The sequence below is a fragment of the Desulfosediminicola flagellatus genome, assembly GCF_005116655.2.
Lineage (GTDB): Bacteria > Desulfobacterota > Desulfobulbia > Desulfobulbales > Desulfocapsaceae > Desulfopila > Desulfopila flagellata.
Genome location: NZ_CP050698.1, coordinates 2,379,902 through 2,398,120, shown reverse-complemented (window position 1 = coordinate 2,398,120; position 18,219 = coordinate 2,379,902). Strand labels below are relative to the sequence as shown.

Here is an 18,219-nt window from a genome sequence, read left to right as displayed (position 1 = left end):
AATTATTCAGGGATCGATTAATTTATTGGGCCAAGTTCAACTGTCACATCAAGTACCTGGCCATCTCTATTAATTGAGACAATAACCTCATCTCCAACCTTGAATTTTTCCAGTTCATAGCGTAATTCGTCAAAACTTCGGACCTTCTTTCCCGCAATTGCCAGAATCACATCACCCAGTACAATATCTCCCCTGTACTGGGTAGTAGGACGTAGTCCAGCTGATTGTGCAGGCCCGCCCGTTTCAACATTTAAAATAAGTATCCCATCAATACCAAGGCGGCTTGCAACTCTTTCATCGGCAAGGCTTGCTCCTATGCCAGGCTTAATCAGTTTTCCATGTCGTATCAGTTGAGGAATGACCCTGTTAACCTCATCCACAGGGACAGCAAACCCTATACCTGCATACGCCCCTGAAGGACTGTATATTGCTGTATTTACGCCGATCAACCTCCCTGCACTATCAAGAAGAGGTCCACCTGAATTGCCTGGGTTAATAGCTGCATCGGTCTGGATCACTCCCCGTATTGTGCGGCCGGTAATCGAGTTTATTTCTCTATTTAGTGCAGATATAATTCCAGTTGTAATAGTTTGATCAAGACCGAAAGGGTTTCCTATTGCAAATACTTTCTGCCCCACCAGAAGATCTGAGGAACTACCAATAGTAATTGGTTTGAGTCTTTGCTCTGGAGCACTGATTTGCAGAACAGCAAGGTCTTTATCGGGAGCTGCACCGACTAGCACAGCCTTCCAGGTTGACTGGTCAGCCATGGTTACCTGGACACGATTAGCATCACTGATAACATGATAATTAGTTACTATTCTGCCTTCATTATCCCAAACAAAACCACTGCCGGTCCCTTGAGGGATCTCAACTGCATTCAGTGAAAACATGCCTCGCCTCAAGGCAATACTCGTCACGTAAACAACTGCAGGAGAATTTTCTCTGAATATTTCAATAGTGTTTTGCTCATCTGCGGCAAGTTCCCCCCGCGCTGTTATGGCTCTAGGGGTAGCATCAGGGTTTCTTGTAAATCTGCTATAGGGTTTAAATGTAAGCCAAAGCCCTATAACAACTAACAAAAAAATGACAAAAGGAGAAATCTTACCTATAGGTGATTTATCACGCATAATTCCTATTCCATGAATAATGGTAAAAAATAGGACTGTCTCTGCTTGATTATACGATTTAGAGATTAAGCAGCAGCTTAGCTACATAAAAATACATCAGTACACCGAGTATATCTATAGATGTAGTCACAAAAGGACCTGTAGCAATGGCAGCATCGATATCAAAGCGTTTTAATATAAGCGGGATGAGTGTCCCGACTGTAGCGGCCATTACCATACAGAAGAATATCGAGATACCGACCACGAGCCCAAGTAGTGGAGGATCGGCAAAACCAATATAGGCAACCACTCCGAGAAAAACACCATAAACCAGCCCGAGAATCACACCAACACGCATCTCTTTAAAAACCAACCGGACAAAATCGTTAATATTGACCCTGCCCGTTGCTATACCACGAACAATAATGGTTGATGATTGTGTTGCAATATTTCCACCCATACCCATTACGATGGGGATAAAGGATGCCAGAGCAATCACCTTGCTCAATTCATGTTCGAAGGCACCGATAATAATCATGGCCATTACACCACCAAGCCATGATGCAAAAAGCCATGGAGCACGAAGCATTGCGTTATCTTTGGTTGACTTAAGCAAGATCTCCCTATCTTTACCGGCACCCGCCATCTGTAAAAAGTCTTCAGTTGCCTCTTCCCTGATAACATCAATAATATCGTCGACGGTTACAATACCTACAAGCTTGTAACTGCTGTCTACCACAGGTACTGCTAGAATATTATACTGGGAAACCACATGGGCAACTTCACCCTGATCTGTATCAGTCGTTACCGATATGACATTAGTGTTCATTATATTTTTAAGCTGTCGATGAGCCGGATGCATGAGTAGTTCTCTTAACGAAACCACTCCTGCCAGTTTTTCCTCGCCGTGAGTTATATAGAGATAAAAAACCATCTCTTTTTCCTCACTTCGCTTCTGGATACTGGCTATCGCCTCGCCTGCACTGAGTTCCTCATCAAGACACATAAAATCAGGAGACATCAAGCCACCTGCAGTTTCAGGATGGTACTGAAGCAGCTCTTCAACCTCTTCACGATCCTGCTTCCCCATGTGTTCCCGAATATCTTCGGCAACCTCTTCAGGAAGAACTTCGAGTAAATCAACAGCATCATCGGAAGCCATAGCAGAAATTATATCTGCCATAAACTGACCGCTTAACTCCTGAACAAGGTCCACAACAAGGGCAGAATCAAGCTCACTCAGGAATTCACCAACAAAATCAGTCTGGGCTATTATCTCAAAAACCTTGGTTCTCTCTTCCTCATTGAGATGTCTAAAAACCCACGCCATATCGGCTGGATGAGTCTTGGCAATCAACCTCATCAGGTGCTCGTTGGCACCTCGGCGGTTCAACCTGCGAACCATGTCCAGGATGACCTGACCTTCATTTCCAATTAATTCGCGTTTACCTTTCTCTTCCATATTTGCAACCGACAGTCAGTGGAAGGACATAAATCCTGCCTTGTTTTTCGATAAATCCGAGGTATATTGACACGAACCTTATATCGTACAATTAAACAGACTAACTGGTCAATCCATTTTATTTTCAAACTTGTTTGCCTCAGCAACACAGACCCAAATACACAGAATCACAATGTCCAGCTTAACACCGATTAATCCTGATACCATTAATGAGATGTTCACCACCGCCTGCAATGCACAAATGGAAGGCAGGCTTCAAGAGGCCCAAAAGCTCTATTCAGAACTTCTCACTTTCATTGATGCTCCGCTACTTCATTATAATCTTGGCCTCGTTTACTACGATTTGTCAGATTACGAAAACGCGTTACCGCATTTTGAAACTTCAGTAAAATGCAACCCTGAAGATATAGACAGTCTTTTTAATCTGGCTCTATGCTACAAAAAATGCTCTAGAATCTCAGACTCCATAACTTTCTACAAAAAAGTGTTGGTGCTTGAGACAAACAACTTTGATGCATTGTACAATCTGGCAGGTTGTTACAGGGAACTTCGACAAGATCAATCAGCTATTGAAACCTACCTGAAAGTACTTGAAATACATCAGGACCATATCTCTGCAACCAACAATCTTGCATACATGTTTCAAATTACAGGCCAGCCTGATCAGGCTATACGTTACTACAAAAACGTATTGTCATTAGATCCCGGTCATGAAGCAGCAACACATATGCTCGCTTCCCTTGAAGGTGTTACGCCTCAATCGTCACCTGATTCGTATGTCAGAGGAGTCTTTGATAACTATTCGGATCATTACGAGAAAAGCCTGATTGATGAATTACATTACTCAGTCCCTACTAAATTAAGAACGCTTTTCAACTCGATTTTCCCTGAAGATTATATCGTTTCCAGTGGGCTTGATCTGGGGTGCGGTACAGGATTAAGCGGCGAAGCATTTGGTAATATCGTAAAATCCCTTGATGGAATTGATCTTAGCGAAAAGATGTTAGATATTGCCCGTGAAAAAGATATTTACACCTCGATCTTTTCAGGAAATATTGTTGATTATCTCAGGTCAACCAAAATTAAATATGATTTTTTCGTTGCAACCGATGTTTTCAACTATGTTGGGAACCTCAAAGAAGTATTTAGCTTAGCCCAGTCAACTGCATCGAAAAATGCAGTCTTTTGTTTTTCAACGGAAACGATAACAGGTGATTCCTTTAAATTACAGCCAAGTGGCAGATTTGCCCATTCTCCCGGATATATTGTTGAAGTAGTAAAAAAAGCTGGATGGAATGTGGAACTGCAGAAACAGACTGGTTTACGAATGGAAAAAGGTAAGTGGATCCCTGGAGTCCTATGGATTCTAAAGAATTAAGATACTAAATTTTAAAAAAAATGGTTTGCTCAATTGAATAGTGAAGTGCTTTGTACTATAAAGCAGATCAACAATCCAACTGCCATTGCAATCAAACCGACTGCCCGCAGCTGGCCAGCAGGCATTTTACTGAGTTTCTCGAGCCACTCCCGCATTGCTTCGGGGGCAGCAACATATGGCATTCCTTCGAGGATCAGGACCATTCCTATAAGTAGTACAAGTATTTTCATAGTCTGGTATCTACCAGAGATGGATGAATAATTCAACGTAGTCATCACACTCAACCTCTATAGTCAAGTGCAGGTGTAGAGATGAGTGGTAAAACAATTGCTTTTTATTGTTCGAATGAATACAATTTAGCGATCTCGCAAAAGAAATGGTGTCCACCTATCGCTTTCAACACATTTTCCAATTTTTAGAATAATTATGACACAATCCAATTCGTCCAGGTACAGTGAGGCAGGAGTAGACATCGATAAGGGCAATGCTTTTGTCAAAGAAATAAAAGATGTTGTTGCCTCTACTCACCGCCCAGGTGTTCTTAACGACATAGGAGGGTTTAGCTCTCTTATCGCTATTGATACCAATAAATACAAACAGCCGGTGCTTGTCAACTCAACAGATGGTGTTGGTACCAAGCTTGCAGTAGCCCATATGTGCAATAAGCATGACACTATCGGAATCGACCTTGTTGCAATGTGTGTCAATGACATCATCGTTGGAGGAGCCTCTCCACTATGTTTTCTTGACTACTTTGCTGTTGGAAAACTCGATCTACACATTGCTACTGAGGTAGTTAAAGGGATCGCCGAAGGTTGTCGTCAGGCTCATTGTTCACTCGTTGGTGGAGAAACCGCTGAAATGCCTGGATTGTACCAAAATGAAGATTACGATCTTGCAGGCTTCGTTACTGGTATTGTAGAACGTGATTCAATCATTGATGGTTCTGATATACGTGTTGGCAACAAGATCATTGGTCTTGCTTCCAGCGGCCTTCACTCGAACGGTTTCTCCCTGGTACGAAAAATATGTTTTGAAGAACAGAATCTGGCCGTAGACGCTCATATAGAAGAACTTGGTTGTACACTTGGTGAAGAGCTTCTCAAACCGACCCGCATCTATGTTCAATCAGTCCTGAATGTTCTTAAAAATTATAAAATCAATGGAATGATCCACAATACAGGTGGTGGATTCATTGATAATATCCCTCGTGTTCTTCCGAAAGGGTACAAAGCTGTCATTGACACAAAAAGCTGGGATCAGCCTGCAATATTTCCATTTCTTGCAGATAAGGGAAATGTTCCGCCAGAAGAAATGTACAGAACATTTAATATGGGAATTGGCTTGATGGCCATTGTTGATGACAGTAAAGCGAACGATATAGTTCATCACTTCTCAGCTGTTGGCGAATCACCTTTTGTTATTGGTGAAATAGCGACCAGAGAAGAAGGAGATGCAGAAGTTGAATTAATCTCTCTTTAATACGACTTTAGAAAACATTTCAAAATCTCAAAAAAAACCCCGCCTGGTTTACCAGACGGGGTTTTTTTTTGGGATTTCGATCAGAATACACGTGGAGGACAGATACCAGTCAGGTCACTGATTCTTACCACAGTCCCCTTTGTCACCACGAATTTTTTCAAGAGCATGTGGCAGTACCGGCAGGACAACATCAAGGTTTTCTTTTACAGCCTTTAAACTTCCGGGAAGATTGATAATCAGAGAATTTCCACGAATACCAACCTTCCCTCTCGATAACATGGCGTTTGGAGTCTTCTTCAGACTCTCAAACCTCATAGCTTCAGCCATTCCAGGAATTTCCTTTTCAATAACTTCAAGCATCGCTTCAGGAGTAACATCTGTAGGTGCCACACCGGTACCACCTGTGGTGACAATCAGCGATACTTCATCACTATCACAGAGCCCGTTAAGGGTACGTATTATACCTGGAACTGCATCAGGAATAATGACATAGGAAGCAAAAGCATACCCCTCTTCACTGAGTTTTGATTGAATATACGCTCCGCTTGTATCTTCGCGCTGGCCCCTCGATCCCTTATCACTCATTGTGACCACAGCGAATGTAAATTCCTGTTTAGCTGCTACTGCCATAAATCATATACCTTGTTAGTTTCCGTCCTAAAAGCCTCCTTTCTGCCCAATATCAGCGTTGCTACCCAAATTTTTATCCTCACAGATAAGCATAGACTCCGATATCATTTATATGCTTGTGGTAAAAATCTGAGTAGCGCCTTGATCTTGAACAGAATGCTAAATTTCAGGATGAAAACGTGTTAACTATTCTTCCATTGCCTTCTCTGCAACGATTTTCTCAGCTATTTGAGCTGGAACCTCTTCATAGTGGTCAAATTCCACAGAGAATGTTCCAAGTCCACCAGTCATGGAGGTTAGGTCAGTTGCATAACTGAGAACTTCTGATTGAGGTACCTGAGCATTAATGATCTCTGATTTTCCATCAGAATCCATACCCATGACTTTTCCTCGCCTGGAGTTCAGATCACCCATTACATCACCGACATGATCCTTACCAACGCGTATTTCCATATTCACATATGGTTCCAAAAGAACCAGTCCTGCTTCCTGAGCACCCTTTTTAAACGCCAATGAGCCGGCAATCTTAAATGCCATTTCAGAGGAATCAACGTTATGGTAAGAACCATCAACAAGAACGATTTTCACATCGATAACAGGATATCCTGCCATTACGCCACGCTCCATGGCTTCCTGAATACCTTTATCTACTGCAGGTCTATACTGCTGAGGAATTACGCCACCAACAATCTTATCTTCAAATTCATACCCTTTCCCAGGGCAGGGAGATATCTCTATCCAGCAATCACCATACTGCCCGCGGCCACCGCTCTGTTTTTTATGTTTCCCCTGGACCAGTGCACTTCCCTTAATGGTTTCCATGTATGGAACCTTAGGTTGAGCGAGTTCCATTTCGACACCGAACTTCCTTTTAATTCTTGAACCAACCACCTCAAGATGGGTTCTACCCATTCCTGATATCAGTGTCTGCTTGGTCTGTTGCTGCCTCGTCATCTTAAGAGTGAGATCTTCATCAAGCATTTTTGTGATTGAACCAAACAGCTTCTCCTCATCTCCTTTTTTGGCACTTACAGCGAATGAGATGACTGGTGACAAGGGTTTCATTGGCTCATAAATAATAGGGGCACTCGCATCACAAAGAGTGTCTCCTGTAGAAGTATCCTTAAGTTTGGCTACAGCTACAATCATTCCTGGTCCGGCTTCACCAACGGGCTTCTGCTCTTTACCTTCAAGGACGTAAAGTTGCCCAAAACGTTCAGATTCGCCTTTAGTTGAGTTATAGAAGGTGTCACCACTGAGAACACCGCTATATACTCTAAAAATTGTAAGTCGACCCGCATACGGGTCAGCCATTGTTTTGAAGACCTGCGCAGAAAAAGATTCATCGGCACCTGGATTTCTTTCAACAATATCACCATCCGTATTGGTCCCGACAAGTTGTGGGCGCTCGGTAGGTGATGGGAGGTAGGCATTTACAAAATCAAGAACTGCAGCAGTTCCAAGGTTTTTAAGCGCAGCACATACACAGACAGGCGCAATTTCCCCCTTACACACACCTGCTCGCAATCCGGCCAGAAGTTCTTCTTCTGTTAATTCACCTTCTTCCAGGAACTTTTCGATAAGATCGTCATCGGTTTCAGCAACATTCTCCATCAAAGATTCACGATATTCTGCAACCTCGTCTATCATTTCAGCAGGAACATCAGCGTCGATCAGAGTCCCTTTGTCGCCGTCGAACATGAAAGCTTTACCGGATATCACATCGACAAAACCTTTAAAATTTTCTTCTGCTCCGATCGGAACATTCAACACAACAGGTGTAAACGGAAGGGATTCATTAATTTCGTTCATCGTTTTATTAAAATCTGCCCTCTCACGATCCATTTTATTGACCGCAATTATGGTTGGCAGATTTTTATCTTTTACGATGTCAGCGAATTTAATAGTCTGACCTTTTACTCCTAGAACAGCCCCTATAGTAAAGACAACACCGTCACAGACATGAGCTGCAAAATTTGTTTCATTGATGAAATTATCATCACCAGGTGTGTCTGCCAGGTATACTGTGTGCTTATTCCAGCTGTAGTTATGAAAACTGGAGTTAATTGAAATATTCCGGCTTATTTCTTCGTCTTCGTAGTCCATGGCGGAGGTGCCATCATCTACTTTACCGAGTCGATTAATTTTACCGGCGGTAAACAGCATAGCTTCAGCTAATGAAGTCTTTCCGCAGTTACCATGTCCAATTAGTGCGATATTTCTGACTTTGCTCGTGTCCTGCATATCTATCTCCTCAAAATCGAAGGTTATTCAATGCTCTCACCACTATTCAAAAACCGTATGTTCACACATGTTATCCTGTTGATAATGTTAAATCATATATTCAATTTCATTTGACAAAGTCAAGCATGATTCTCCACACAAACTTGTTTGATCAGAAATTAGGTTTCTTTAGAAAATGATTATGACAATTTCGCATCTATAGGTGGCAAATTTACCATAGACGGAGTATCTTCCTTGCTGGCAAAATCCTCTCTTGAAATTCTGAAGGAAATCCAGGTTGAAAAAGTCATCCGCCAATAGTGGCACAATAGCCCGATCTGCAGGAGTTATTGGCATCGCAATTATGTGTAGCCGCGTGCTGGGGCTTGTCAGGGAGCAGGTGTTTGCCGGGTTATTCGGTGCCGGAACAGCTTATGATGCTTTTGTTGTAGCTTTTCGAATTCCTAACCTAATGAGAGACCTCTTTGGTGAGGGCGCTTTATCAGCTGCTTTTATAACTGTTTTTTCAGAGTATAATACTAATCGTACCCAGGAAGAAACCTGGCAACTCGCCTCTAATACTCTTACATTCTTTGCAGTCCTACTCAGCCTTTTGATACTTGTTGCAATGTACTTTGCGGTGCCGCTTGCACAGTTACTTGCTCCTCAATATACACTCATTGACGGCAAAATTGCTCTTACAGCAATGCTCACAAAGATAATGCTGCCATTTCTTGTGGTTATTTCATTATCTGCTGTTGTCATGGGAATGTTAAACACCAAAGGCCGATTTTTTATACCGGCAATGGCCTCATCCTTTTTTAATATTGGCTCTATTGTGGGTGGGGTTTCGCTCTCGTTGATCCTTCCGGATTATGGTTTCCCTGCGATTACCGGCATGGCTGTGGGAACACTTATCGGTGGTATTTTACAACTTTTAGTTCAAATTCCAGTACTCAGATCTGTTGGCTTTAGGTTTAAACCACAATTCAATATATCTGATCCAGGGCTACGTAAAATTTTAAAACTGATGATACCGGCAACTATAGGTTTATCTGCAACTCAAATAAATATTGTTATCGGGACAAATTTTGCTTCATCCTGCGCGGAAGGCTCAGTTTCATGGCTTAACTATGCTTTCAGATTGGTTCAACTTCCAATAGGTATTTTCGGTGTAACCATTTCGATAGCCATGATGCCGTTACTTGCCAAACAGGCAGCCAATAAGAATATTTACGAAATGCGAAAGACCCTGATCTCTTCACTTGTTATGGTCCTGGCACTTACAATACCTGCAACAGCAGGCCTGATCCTTCTGGCAGAACCCGTAACACGACTAATATTTGAACGGGGTGCTTTTTCCGCAACAGACACACTGCACACAGCACAGGCTCTATCACTTTATGCTGTAGGTCTTTTCGCCTATTCATCTAATAAGGTACTCGTCCCTGCTTTTTATGCATTAGATAGAGCTAAATACCCAGTAATTGCAAGTTTTATAGCAATAGGAACGAATCTGATATTTATCAATCTGACGATTGATAAATATCAGCATATGGCAATTGCCCTTTCAATGTCTGTGACAATGCTTTTGAACTTTCTGTTTCTGGTGTGCATTCTCTACTGGAAAATGAACGGGTTGCCTTTGAGATATCTGGCAACGGGAAGTATTAAAATTATTTTTTCTACAGCGATCATGATAGGCGTCGTAATCGCAACCCAAACAGCCCTTATGCCCTGGCTGTCAGGAAGCCTATTCCATCAAATCTGGACAGTATTCGCCATAATCACCGCCGCTGCGGCAACATATGGAATCGTGTTAAACTTCCTGAAACTGTCAGAATTTTCAGATATTGTTTTGAAATTACGCACCAAGTTTGGAAGATAGGTATCAATCCCCTTTAGCTTCCATTTCATGTATTCTCTTTTTCAGTTCAGTAATCTCATCTCGTAGAGATTCAATATCACTCATTCGAGCCACATTCATCTTTTCCATTGCCTTCTGAACCAATGTCTCAACATGCTTTGTCAATTCCTCCTGTGACTCTTTGGATCGCTCCAAAATTTCATCGACAAGCTTTTCGCCTTCCTGTCTGGACATTTTTCCCTGCTCGACAAATGTTTGTGCAACCTCTTCAACCTTATCCTTGGTTAAAGCTGCAAAACCGATCCCTGTAAACATCGCTTTTTTGATTAATTCAATCATGACAATCTCCTGAGATAGACAGCCTACTCTGTTTAGTTTTCTCGAAAAACAGTGACGCTTTTCCAATCGCTTCATCCATATTTTTACTCGTCTGTACCGAAGAAGCAAGCTGATGTCCAAAATCAAATGAATGAGCAAAATAATGTGTGAACTGCTTAAGGCGGCCAAGCCTTCGCTCCAAGGGGAACCGTTCCTCTAATAATTCAACAAATCGAACATAGACATCCTGCCGAGTAGCCAGAGATGATTGTATTGATTTTCCGTATAGTTCAATGGCAATTTTGTTAAATAGCCACGGCTTCTCAACCCCACCTCTGCCTATCATCAGGCCATCTGCACCTGAACGTTCAAGACATTTTCTTGCGTCATTAACAGAAAAAATCCCTCCGTTAGCAAAGACCGGAATTTTTATTGCGTTTTTCACTATTCCAATCCAATCCCATCGCGGAGTACGACAAAATTTTTCACCATGCAGTCTTCCATGCACAGTTAGAAAATCAATCCCCTCACCTTCAAGCATAGAACAAAAGTCAATTAATTCCAGTTTATTGAGCTCTCGCCCTAATCTAATTTTTGCACTTACAGGGAGTTCTGTCGCTGCACGGATTTCTTGTATTATTGTTTTTACCATAGTCCTGTCTGCAGCCAAAAAACCACCAGCACCTTCGCGGCGTAATTGCGGAGCGGGACAGCCAAGGTTAACATCTATTCCATCAACGCCTATGGCATGCAATTTTTTTATAGCATCAGCAACAGGCTTTTCATCGGAAAGAAACAGTTGATAAATAAGCGGCTTTTCACCTGCTGTCCGTATCAACATAGGACAAACTTCCACGTTATCATGAGGTAATCGCTTTGCTGCAAGCATCTCTGTAAACAGCAATCCAACCCCACCCAATTCCATCAACAGAGAGCGGAAAGCAGAGTGTGATACACCGACCATTGGCGCAAGCACCAGGGGCACATCTATGGATAAGCTACGGATTTTCAGACAGGATTTATTCAACTCAGAATTCATTATAATACAACAATCTCATTAATATTATATAATCATTGCCGTTATCTCAGTATCTTTGAGTGGAGACAACATTTTGACGCATACTTTGTAATATGGTTCTTCAACTTCCAGAGACTCAACCGCAACAATGTCTCCTTCAAATTCATCTTTCACTAAAGAATTCGATTCAGATATCAATCGGGTCTTCCTGCCAAGCAACATTGCGGCATTGTCGTGTTTGGCAATGCGAATTGTATAACTGAAACCACCCGTTGATATATCCCGCAGCTTACACCGAATAGAACGCCCGCCTCTATCGCCATACATATCCAGCAACTGAATTTTCATTTCTTTATCTGCTATCCGGCGATACGTATTCCTTCTGTCCTGTCGTTGAATATCAAAAATCGATGAGGAAAAATTATTTTCATCGCAAAACCTTTGTAATTCATCACGTATACCTGGGAAGTTTTCTTCAAGCCGCTTCAAAGAAGACTTTTCCAAAGAAAAGAGTTCAGTTTCAACTTCAGCCTTAACAGTAAGCGTCCATATAGAAATTCTGAAAAAAACGTCATACCCTATAACACTACCAGTCTTCAAGCGTTTAACAAAAACATCAGTTCCACTAGAGTCGTATGAAAGTGATACCGATCCAGATTTTATAAAATACAACGTATCATTACGGTCACCTTCCGCTTCAATTTCCTCACCTGAATAGAACTGCTCATGATTTAAAGCAAGAAAAAATTGCTCAAACTGATCTTCACCTAACGTTTCAGACAAAGTACCCCACAATTTTCTGAAACTTTCAGGAACTGCAGTTTTCCTTTGTTCCTCTATTTCGTTTTCTACCCTGAACAGCTCTTCTATCGCAGCTTGATCCAAAGATAATATCATATCGCGCAAACATTCAGCTCTTTGGAAATCTTTTTCGCCGGCATACCAGATCGCTTTTCCTGTAAGCATCCTCAATGCCTTGCTTACAAAGCCATCTTTTACAATTTTATTCAGGTCATTAATAAAATCATTTAACCCAGTCAATTCATCTCTATCTCCGACCGGATCCAGATCAAATGACACCACCCCTTCAGGTTCATTTTGAAGACGTCTCTTGTGTCGTATTTTTGATTTAAGGTCTCGTATTGTTTCGTCTACCAGATAAACAATTTTCTCAGTTCCGCCACTTTCTGAGAGGTAAATGAGGCAGCTTTTGAGTAAATTAATATTCTTTTGGTCCGGATAATTCTTAAAACTAACAACCAGGGCTGATATCAATGTATGTGATTCACATACTGGTTGGCTGACGATGCCTGATAAAGTATCGTAAAGATATTTCTCTATGTTAGGATCACTAAAAACAGATAATTGTTTAATCAGGTCAGGTTTCAATTCAGGTCGAATCACACTACCTGCTTCTATTAAGCGTGAAACAACTTTAGTTTCGTCTCCTGCAAGAATGAACTTCAGAACCTCATGCTGAACCTGGATGTCGCCGGACTTTAAGAAGGGGGCTATAATTTCAAAATACGCGTCTTTTCTCATTTTCTTTATAATCCTGATCATGCTCACGAAAACATGAGCAGGAGCAAATGAGAGGTTACTCGCTTGTATTGCATCGACTGCAACATCTCCAGCTCTAGCAAAAAAGTCAATAAGCTGCTCTTTCTGTTCAGGCACTTCCACTTGAGCCAAAAAGCCAAGTCCATACAACATGGCATTCTTCCCCAAACACACAATACATTTCTCGATATTCCTTATCTCAATCTCATCTGATTCAAATAAACTACTGAACAACGAGTTTAAAACTGTCACATTACCAATGTTCCACAATGTGCGGGAAGCGACACTCCTGATAACCTGAGTCATTCTATTTTTATCATTGGCGACTACACTGAATAAGGAAAGATATATCTGAGCATCATCCCACTCAAATGCCGCAAGAACCTCAAGACACCGCTTTTCTAATTGCCTAATTATGATTTCATAGCCATCGACTAACTCATCTTCTGTCACCATCCACGAAAAGAGTGAGGTAATCACTCTTCTCTGAACTTCTTTTTCAGAATTGGCTTCAGCCCAATCAAGAATAAACGACAATAATGTTACCGCCCTGCTTCTTAAATTTTTATTCTTATCGACTGCAGAATCATTCAATCCGACAATAAACTCAGGTGAATGCAGATACTTTGCGCCTTCAGGGGTTTTAAAAATGAAGTAAGGTATATTTCTAAAGAAATCCTCATTTTCAAGTACACTATATTTCCCTGAAGATATTGCCTCAATACCGCTGATAGCTCGTTTTCGATCACGTTGGATCTCAGTAATTTCGAGTAACTCTTTTACTTTCAGCTGGGCTTCGGCCTGACGTTTTCGATCAATTTCCATTCCTGATCTCTTCGCGTTGATTAGTGGTGATATTTCACTATTATTTTAAATATATATACAAATTCAAATGGTAATTATTTATTGATAACACACTTACCCACCCAGAGAACCTGGATATGAGCTATATAACGTATACATCAGATATTACAAAAAATACTACTAATTGCCAATTCAATCGGATAAATACATTACAGAAAGTAAATAATTTCCCAGCGACAACTTCACTTAAAGATTTAAAAGTGCTGAAAGTGCACAAGGCGCTGTCCCTTAATTCCTCGACAACTATACCATGTAAACGCACATACCCATTACTTTACATGATTTCAGGTTTTACTCTATACGTTTGTAATATAAATACATTTTTCATGGCATCGAACACATCTTTCATTTTTAGACATCGGGGAGGCCTGTAAAGTCATGCACAGATCGCGCAGCACGTATTTTATCCTGCTATTCAATGCAATAGCGATATTTTATGGATTATGTTTTTCATGTCAGAATGCACGTGCGGAAATACAATATGTTTCAGACTACCTGGTGGTTAAGATCAGGGATAAGATTGAGCCACCATTTAAGACAATAGGCAGGATAAAAACAGATGAAGCTGTAACTGTGCTAAATAAAAGTGGTAAATTCTATCTCATTACCACTGATGATGGTAGACAGGGGTGGGTAGATAACCAATATTTAACACCTAAACGACCAAAGTCACTACTAATATTAGAGTTGCGAAATGAGTTAGCGGCCCTAAAAGAGAATACAAAGTATCTACTCACCGAAAAAGTAGAACCTCATCCGGAAATCGCTCAACTACAAAAAGAAAACCAATCACTGCTCCAACAAAGAGATAAACTGATTGAAGAGGTCAACACCCTTAAGCAACAAATTACCATCAGCAATCTGGATAGCCAGAAATTCTCTACTCAATCAGATGAGATCATCGCTGGCACTACAGAAAGCCAAAACGTTCAATTATTTTTTGCAGGTGCACTGGTATTTATAACAGGAATCATCGTAAGCAATTTTTCCGGTAGGAAGAAAAAACGATTTTCATTTTAGCAATAGTCTCACCAAGGTTCAGGCAACTTCAGACATCGCTGCTGTATTTTTGTCTATTCTTCCTTGAAGTTTAACCCAATATATCCTAGAGTCGGTTGGTTCGGTATTTTTTTTGGCATGCCTTACTGTAATGTATTGTAGTTTTCACAACAGTTATCGGCCCCTTCATTTAACTTAATAATTTCAAATTATTATTGATAGATATGACAATGGACACACGCAGAATAGTTATCACCGGTATAGGCCTAGCCTCACCAAACGCCTCTAACATATCAGAATATAGAGAAAAATTACTTAAAGGCGAAAGTGAGATCACAGAAATAGATCTCAGGTATTTTGGGAAGGCACCTGCAGGAATCTGCACCTTTCCCGAAACAAAATATCGAAAAAAGAAAGAAAATAAAAAAGGCACCCGTGCCGGTTGCATTGCTGTCTATTGCGCCCACGAAGCCCTTGCTGATGCTGATCTCGAAATTTCCTCATATGATAAATCAAAGGTGGGTATCTATATAGGTCTCACAGAGCATGGAACTGTTGAGACAGAAAACGAAGTATTCAACATCAGCCAGTATGACTATAATACCAGTTACTGGACGCATCATCACAACCCTCGTACTGTCCTCAACAATCCTGCTGGGGAAATCACATTGAGTCTTGGCACAACAGGACCGCATTACTCAATAGGTGCTGCATGTGCTGCTGGTAACGCATCAATCATTCAGGCAGTTCAAATGCTCAGACTCGGCGAAGTTGATGTTGCACTAGCTGGCGGAATTTCAGAGTCAACCGGTTCATTTGGTATATTTGCAAGCTTTGCTGCGCAGAACGCCCTTGGTGAAAATGCTGATCCCAAAAAAGCCTCTAAACCTTTTGATCAATCCAGAAATGGTATAGTCATATCTGAAGGTGGATGTATCTACGTTCTGGAGTATCTGGAGAAAGCCCTTGAAAGAGGTGCACGAATTTATGGTGAAGTTGTTGGTTACGCAATGAACTCCGACGCCAGGGATTTTGTTCTTCCATATGGGCCACGTCAGGCTGAGTGCATGAGGCTGGCTCTCGACAGAGCAAATCTGAAACCAGAAGATATTGACTTGATAAATACCCACGCAACAGGTACCAAGCAAGGCGATATTGAGGAATGTAAAGCAATTCGTGAAGTATTTTCTGAAAGTGACACCACCTATGTAAACAATACCAAAAGCATTATTGGACATGCCATGGGTGCTGCAGGAGTACTTGAACTCGCTGGTAATCTTCCAAGCTTTTTTGATAATATGATTCACCCGACCATCAACATCGACGAACTCGACCCTGAGTGTGAACTTAAAAATCTCGTGATCAACAAAGCAATTGAAGTTGACTCAGTTAACACAATTCTCAATAACTCATTCGGTATGGTAGGAATCAACTCAACTGTCATCATAAAAAAATATGAGAATTGAGATAAACTTCTTTAAAGGTAGATTCACTTAAAAAAACCTTAAAAAGTATCTGCGGGTGTGGTATAGAAGGAGTTTTCAATTTTTTGCCGAAACTTGCATGCTTTCAGAGATAGAAAGCATCGAACTAGATATTTTGCTTTAACGTAGAGTTTGGAGAACCCCATGACCAATGAAGAAATAAAAGATCTTGTATTAGAAATTATCGAAGACATTGATGATGAAGCGGATTTCGATAGCCTTAACCCAGACGAACCGCTTCGTGATCAGCTGGACCTTGATTCTATGGACTTTCTCGATATCGTCATGGAACTGCGCAAACGTCACCAACTCCAGATTCCAGAAGAAGATTATCCACAGCTTGCGACGCTTAACAGCTGCGTAGCCTATCTGGAACCACTTCTTAAAGACGCCTAATCTGGTGAAAGCTCCATGTATAGTTATCGGCGGCGGCCTCTCTGGGCTAGCCGCCGCTATTCGCTTAGCCAGATTCACACCGGATGTTCTGCTGCTTGAGATGCATACGCGCCTTGGCGGACTGAACTCTTACTATTTCCGCAATAAAACTCTTTTCGAAACAGGTCTGCATGCAATCACCAACTATGCAGAACCAGGCAATAAGCGTGCACCATTAAACAGGTTGCTCCGCCAACTTAAGCTTAATAGAAAATCACTGATTTTTCACCAGCAGAAGCAGAGTGAAATTGTATTCAGCAATAGAGAGTCACTCACTTTTTCAAATGATTTCGAAACACTTCGTCAAGAAATACGACTAAAGTTTCCCCGTGCCGAAAATAGCTTCAATGAGCTTTGTACCTTCCTTGAACAATTTGATCCATTTAAGCCGACACCTTTTCGATCAGCCAAAAGCTACCTTCTTAGCACCCTGAAGGACCAGCTATTAGTTGATATGTTACTCTGTCCACTCATGTATTATGGATCGAGTGTCGAAAATGATATGGACCTCTCTCAATTTGCTATCATGTTTCAAGCTATATATAGGGAAGGTTTCTTTCGACCAAGTGGAACTATTAAGGATTTTCTTAGTATTTTTTCAGACCATTTAAAGCACCTCGGCGGAACAATCAGGCTTGGCGCGAAGGTTGAACGTATACTCTATAAAAACAATTCTGTTTATGGCGTTCGTTTATCCTCTGGAGAAATTATTGAATGTGACCATATTCTTTCAACAATCGGTCATCAGGAAACGCGATCGATCTTAGAGCTGCAGGATACGGAACCTGATTCTGGTCGACTTGGTTTTATCGAATCTATTTTCCAACTCCCTGCTACTGCCAAAGATTCATTACCTAAGGACAAAACCGTTATCTTTTTTAATGCGGCCGATCAGTTCAATTACAAACAACCGAGTCACTTCGCAGATTACATGAGCGGAGTTATTTGCATGCCTTACAATTTTGATGGGTTACCGTTGCATAACTCCCTTGAAATTCGTTCAACCCATCTCGCCTCATATGGAAAATGGCACGAAATACGCAATGATACCGAGAACTATCTTAAAGAGAAAAGTATTTCACGCCGGCGTTCACTTGAAGTTGTTGAGAAAATCGTTGGAAATTTTCGAAACAATATTATATATGAAGACACTTTCACGCCATTGACCATAGAAAGATACACAGCAAAGAAACATGGCGCCATCTACGGCAGTCCAACAAAGATAAAAGATGGTTACATTGGCTTTGACAACTTATTTCTTGCTGGTACTGATCAAGGATTTCTTGGTATTGTAGGTTCAATGTTGAGCGGCGTTTCAATCGTCAATCAGCACATTTTACCGAAAATATAATACCTTTCTTTTTATAGCGGTTTCCCCTTCGCTCAAACT

General features: G+C 41.2%; 15 protein-coding genes. 7 read left to right on the top strand and 8 right to left on the bottom strand.

Features of this window, described 5'->3' with window-relative positions:
- Window positions 1-17: 17 nt before the first annotated feature.
- Together FCL46_RS09935 and mgtE are read right to left on the bottom strand one after the other, a co-directional pair.
- Entirely contained in the window at window positions 18-1,130 is a 1,113-nt protein-coding gene (locus FCL46_RS09935; protein WP_136806322.1) for a S1C family serine protease, read from the bottom strand.
- 58 nt (window positions 1,131-1,188) lie between these two features.
- On the bottom strand, window positions 1,189-2,571 hold the full coding sequence (gene mgtE, locus FCL46_RS09930; RefSeq protein WP_136806321.1) for a magnesium transporter: 1,383 nt from the start codon (window positions 2,569-2,571) through the stop codon (window positions 1,189-1,191).
- A gap of 172 nt (window positions 2,572-2,743) precedes the next feature.
- Here mgtE and FCL46_RS09925 point away from each other — a divergent pair, with 172 nt between their 5' ends.
- The gene (locus FCL46_RS09925) at window positions 2,744-3,949 is read left to right on the top strand and encodes a tetratricopeptide repeat protein (RefSeq protein WP_136806320.1); all 1,206 of its coding nucleotides are present in this window, start codon (window positions 2,744-2,746) and stop codon (window positions 3,947-3,949) included.
- Between the two features lie 29 nt (window positions 3,950-3,978).
- Here FCL46_RS09925 and FCL46_RS09920 read toward each other — a convergent pair whose 3' ends face one another.
- Window positions 3,979-4,179, bottom strand: a complete 201-nt coding sequence (locus FCL46_RS09920) for a DUF2065 domain-containing protein (protein WP_136806319.1) — start codon at window positions 4,177-4,179, stop codon at window positions 3,979-3,981.
- 196 nt (window positions 4,180-4,375) lie between these two features.
- On the opposite strand from FCL46_RS09920, the gene purM reads away from it, so the two are divergent.
- Entirely contained in the window at window positions 4,376-5,431 is a 1,056-nt protein-coding gene (gene purM / locus FCL46_RS09915; protein ID WP_136806318.1) for a phosphoribosylformylglycinamidine cyclo-ligase, read from the top strand.
- 114 nt (window positions 5,432-5,545) lie between these two features.
- On the opposite strand, the gene FCL46_RS09910 is transcribed toward purM, so the two are convergent.
- Window positions 5,546-6,061, bottom strand: coding sequence for a MogA/MoaB family molybdenum cofactor biosynthesis protein (locus tag FCL46_RS09910; RefSeq protein ID WP_136806317.1), 516 nt, complete (start codon window positions 6,059-6,061; stop codon window positions 5,546-5,548).
- Window positions 6,062-6,247: 186 nt separating this feature from the next.
- Complete coding sequence (fusA, locus tag FCL46_RS09905; RefSeq protein WP_136806316.1) at window positions 6,248-8,305, bottom strand: elongation factor G; 2,058 nt, start codon at window positions 8,303-8,305, stop codon at window positions 6,248-6,250.
- Between the two features lie 277 nt (window positions 8,306-8,582).
- Between fusA and murJ the strand changes: the two genes are divergently transcribed.
- Window positions 8,583-10,172, top strand: coding sequence for a murein biosynthesis integral membrane protein MurJ (gene murJ, locus FCL46_RS09900; RefSeq protein WP_136806315.1), 1,590 nt, complete (start codon window positions 8,583-8,585; stop codon window positions 10,170-10,172).
- 3 nt (window positions 10,173-10,175) lie between these two features.
- Here murJ and FCL46_RS09895 read toward each other — a convergent pair whose 3' ends face one another.
- The 3 genes from FCL46_RS09895 to FCL46_RS09885 are packed head-to-tail and all read right to left on the bottom strand — an operon-like array spanning window position 10,176 to window position 13,872.
- On the bottom strand, window positions 10,176-10,490 hold the full coding sequence (locus tag FCL46_RS09895) for a phasin family protein (RefSeq protein WP_167505800.1): 315 nt from the start codon (window positions 10,488-10,490) through the stop codon (window positions 10,176-10,178).
- Entirely contained in the window at window positions 10,483-11,508 is a 1,026-nt protein-coding gene (locus FCL46_RS09890) for a tRNA dihydrouridine synthase (RefSeq protein ID WP_136806313.1), read from the bottom strand. Before FCL46_RS09890 ends, FCL46_RS09895 begins: the two co-directional genes overlap by 8 nt.
- Window positions 11,509-11,532: 24 nt before the next feature.
- Window positions 11,533-13,872, bottom strand: coding sequence for a cyclic nucleotide-binding domain-containing protein (locus tag FCL46_RS09885; protein WP_136806312.1), 2,340 nt, complete (start codon window positions 13,870-13,872; stop codon window positions 11,533-11,535).
- A 417-nt stretch (window positions 13,873-14,289) separates the two neighbouring features.
- Here FCL46_RS09885 and FCL46_RS09880 point away from each other — a divergent pair, with 417 nt between their 5' ends.
- From FCL46_RS09880 to FCL46_RS09865, 4 genes are all read left to right on the top strand, one after another.
- Entirely contained in the window at window positions 14,290-14,931 is a 642-nt protein-coding gene (locus tag FCL46_RS09880) for a TIGR04211 family SH3 domain-containing protein (protein WP_136806311.1), read from the top strand.
- A gap of 203 nt (window positions 14,932-15,134) precedes the next feature.
- Entirely contained in the window at window positions 15,135-16,376 is a 1,242-nt protein-coding gene (locus FCL46_RS09875; RefSeq protein ID WP_136806310.1) for a beta-ketoacyl-[acyl-carrier-protein] synthase family protein, read from the top strand.
- A gap of 162 nt (window positions 16,377-16,538) precedes the next feature.
- A complete protein-coding gene (locus FCL46_RS09870; RefSeq protein ID WP_136806309.1) occupies window positions 16,539-16,790 on the top strand; it encodes an acyl carrier protein in 252 nt (83 codons plus the stop codon).
- A 4-nt stretch (window positions 16,791-16,794) separates the two neighbouring features.
- Window positions 16,795-18,180 (top strand): phytoene desaturase family protein, encoded by a 1,386-nt coding sequence (locus tag FCL46_RS09865; protein ID WP_136806308.1) that lies wholly within the window; start codon window positions 16,795-16,797, stop codon window positions 18,178-18,180.
- The last annotated feature ends 39 nt before the right edge of the window (window positions 18,181-18,219 follow it).

What these genes read in the sequence shown, in the direction of transcription:
- FCL46_RS09925 (WP_136806320.1), top strand. Translation starts at nt 2,744, where the DNA reads ATGTCCAGCTTAACACCGATTAATCCTGATACCATTAATGAGATGTTC.
- fusA (WP_136806316.1), bottom strand. Translation starts at nt 8,305, where the DNA reads ATGCAGGACACGAGCAAAGTCAGAAATATCGCACTAATTGGACATGGT.
- mgtE (WP_136806321.1), bottom strand. Translation starts at nt 2,571, where the DNA reads ATGGAAGAGAAAGGTAAACGCGAATTAATTGGAAATGAAGGTCAGGTC.
- FCL46_RS09870 (WP_136806309.1), top strand. Translation starts at nt 16,539, where the DNA reads ATGACCAATGAAGAAATAAAAGATCTTGTATTAGAAATTATCGAAGAC.
- FCL46_RS09920 (WP_136806319.1), bottom strand. Translation starts at nt 4,179, where the DNA reads ATGAAAATACTTGTACTACTTATAGGAATGGTCCTGATCCTCGAAGGA.
- FCL46_RS09910 (WP_136806317.1), bottom strand. Translation starts at nt 6,061, where the DNA reads ATGGCAGTAGCAGCTAAACAGGAATTTACATTCGCTGTGGTCACAATG.
- FCL46_RS09890 (WP_136806313.1), bottom strand. Translation starts at nt 11,508, where the DNA reads ATGAATTCTGAGTTGAATAAATCCTGTCTGAAAATCCGTAGCTTATCC.
- purM (WP_136806318.1), top strand. Translation starts at nt 4,376, where the DNA reads ATGACACAATCCAATTCGTCCAGGTACAGTGAGGCAGGAGTAGACATC.
- FCL46_RS09880 (WP_136806311.1), top strand. Translation starts at nt 14,290, where the DNA reads ATGCACAGATCGCGCAGCACGTATTTTATCCTGCTATTCAATGCAATA.
- FCL46_RS09885 (WP_136806312.1), bottom strand. Translation starts at nt 13,872, where the DNA reads ATGGAAATTGATCGAAAACGTCAGGCCGAAGCCCAGCTGAAAGTAAAA.
- FCL46_RS09935 (WP_136806322.1), bottom strand. Translation starts at nt 1,130, where the DNA reads ATGCGTGATAAATCACCTATAGGTAAGATTTCTCCTTTTGTCATTTTT.
- FCL46_RS09895 (WP_167505800.1), bottom strand. Translation starts at nt 10,490, where the DNA reads ATGATTGAATTAATCAAAAAAGCGATGTTTACAGGGATCGGTTTTGCA.
- FCL46_RS09875 (WP_136806310.1), top strand. Translation starts at nt 15,135, where the DNA reads ATGACAATGGACACACGCAGAATAGTTATCACCGGTATAGGCCTAGCC.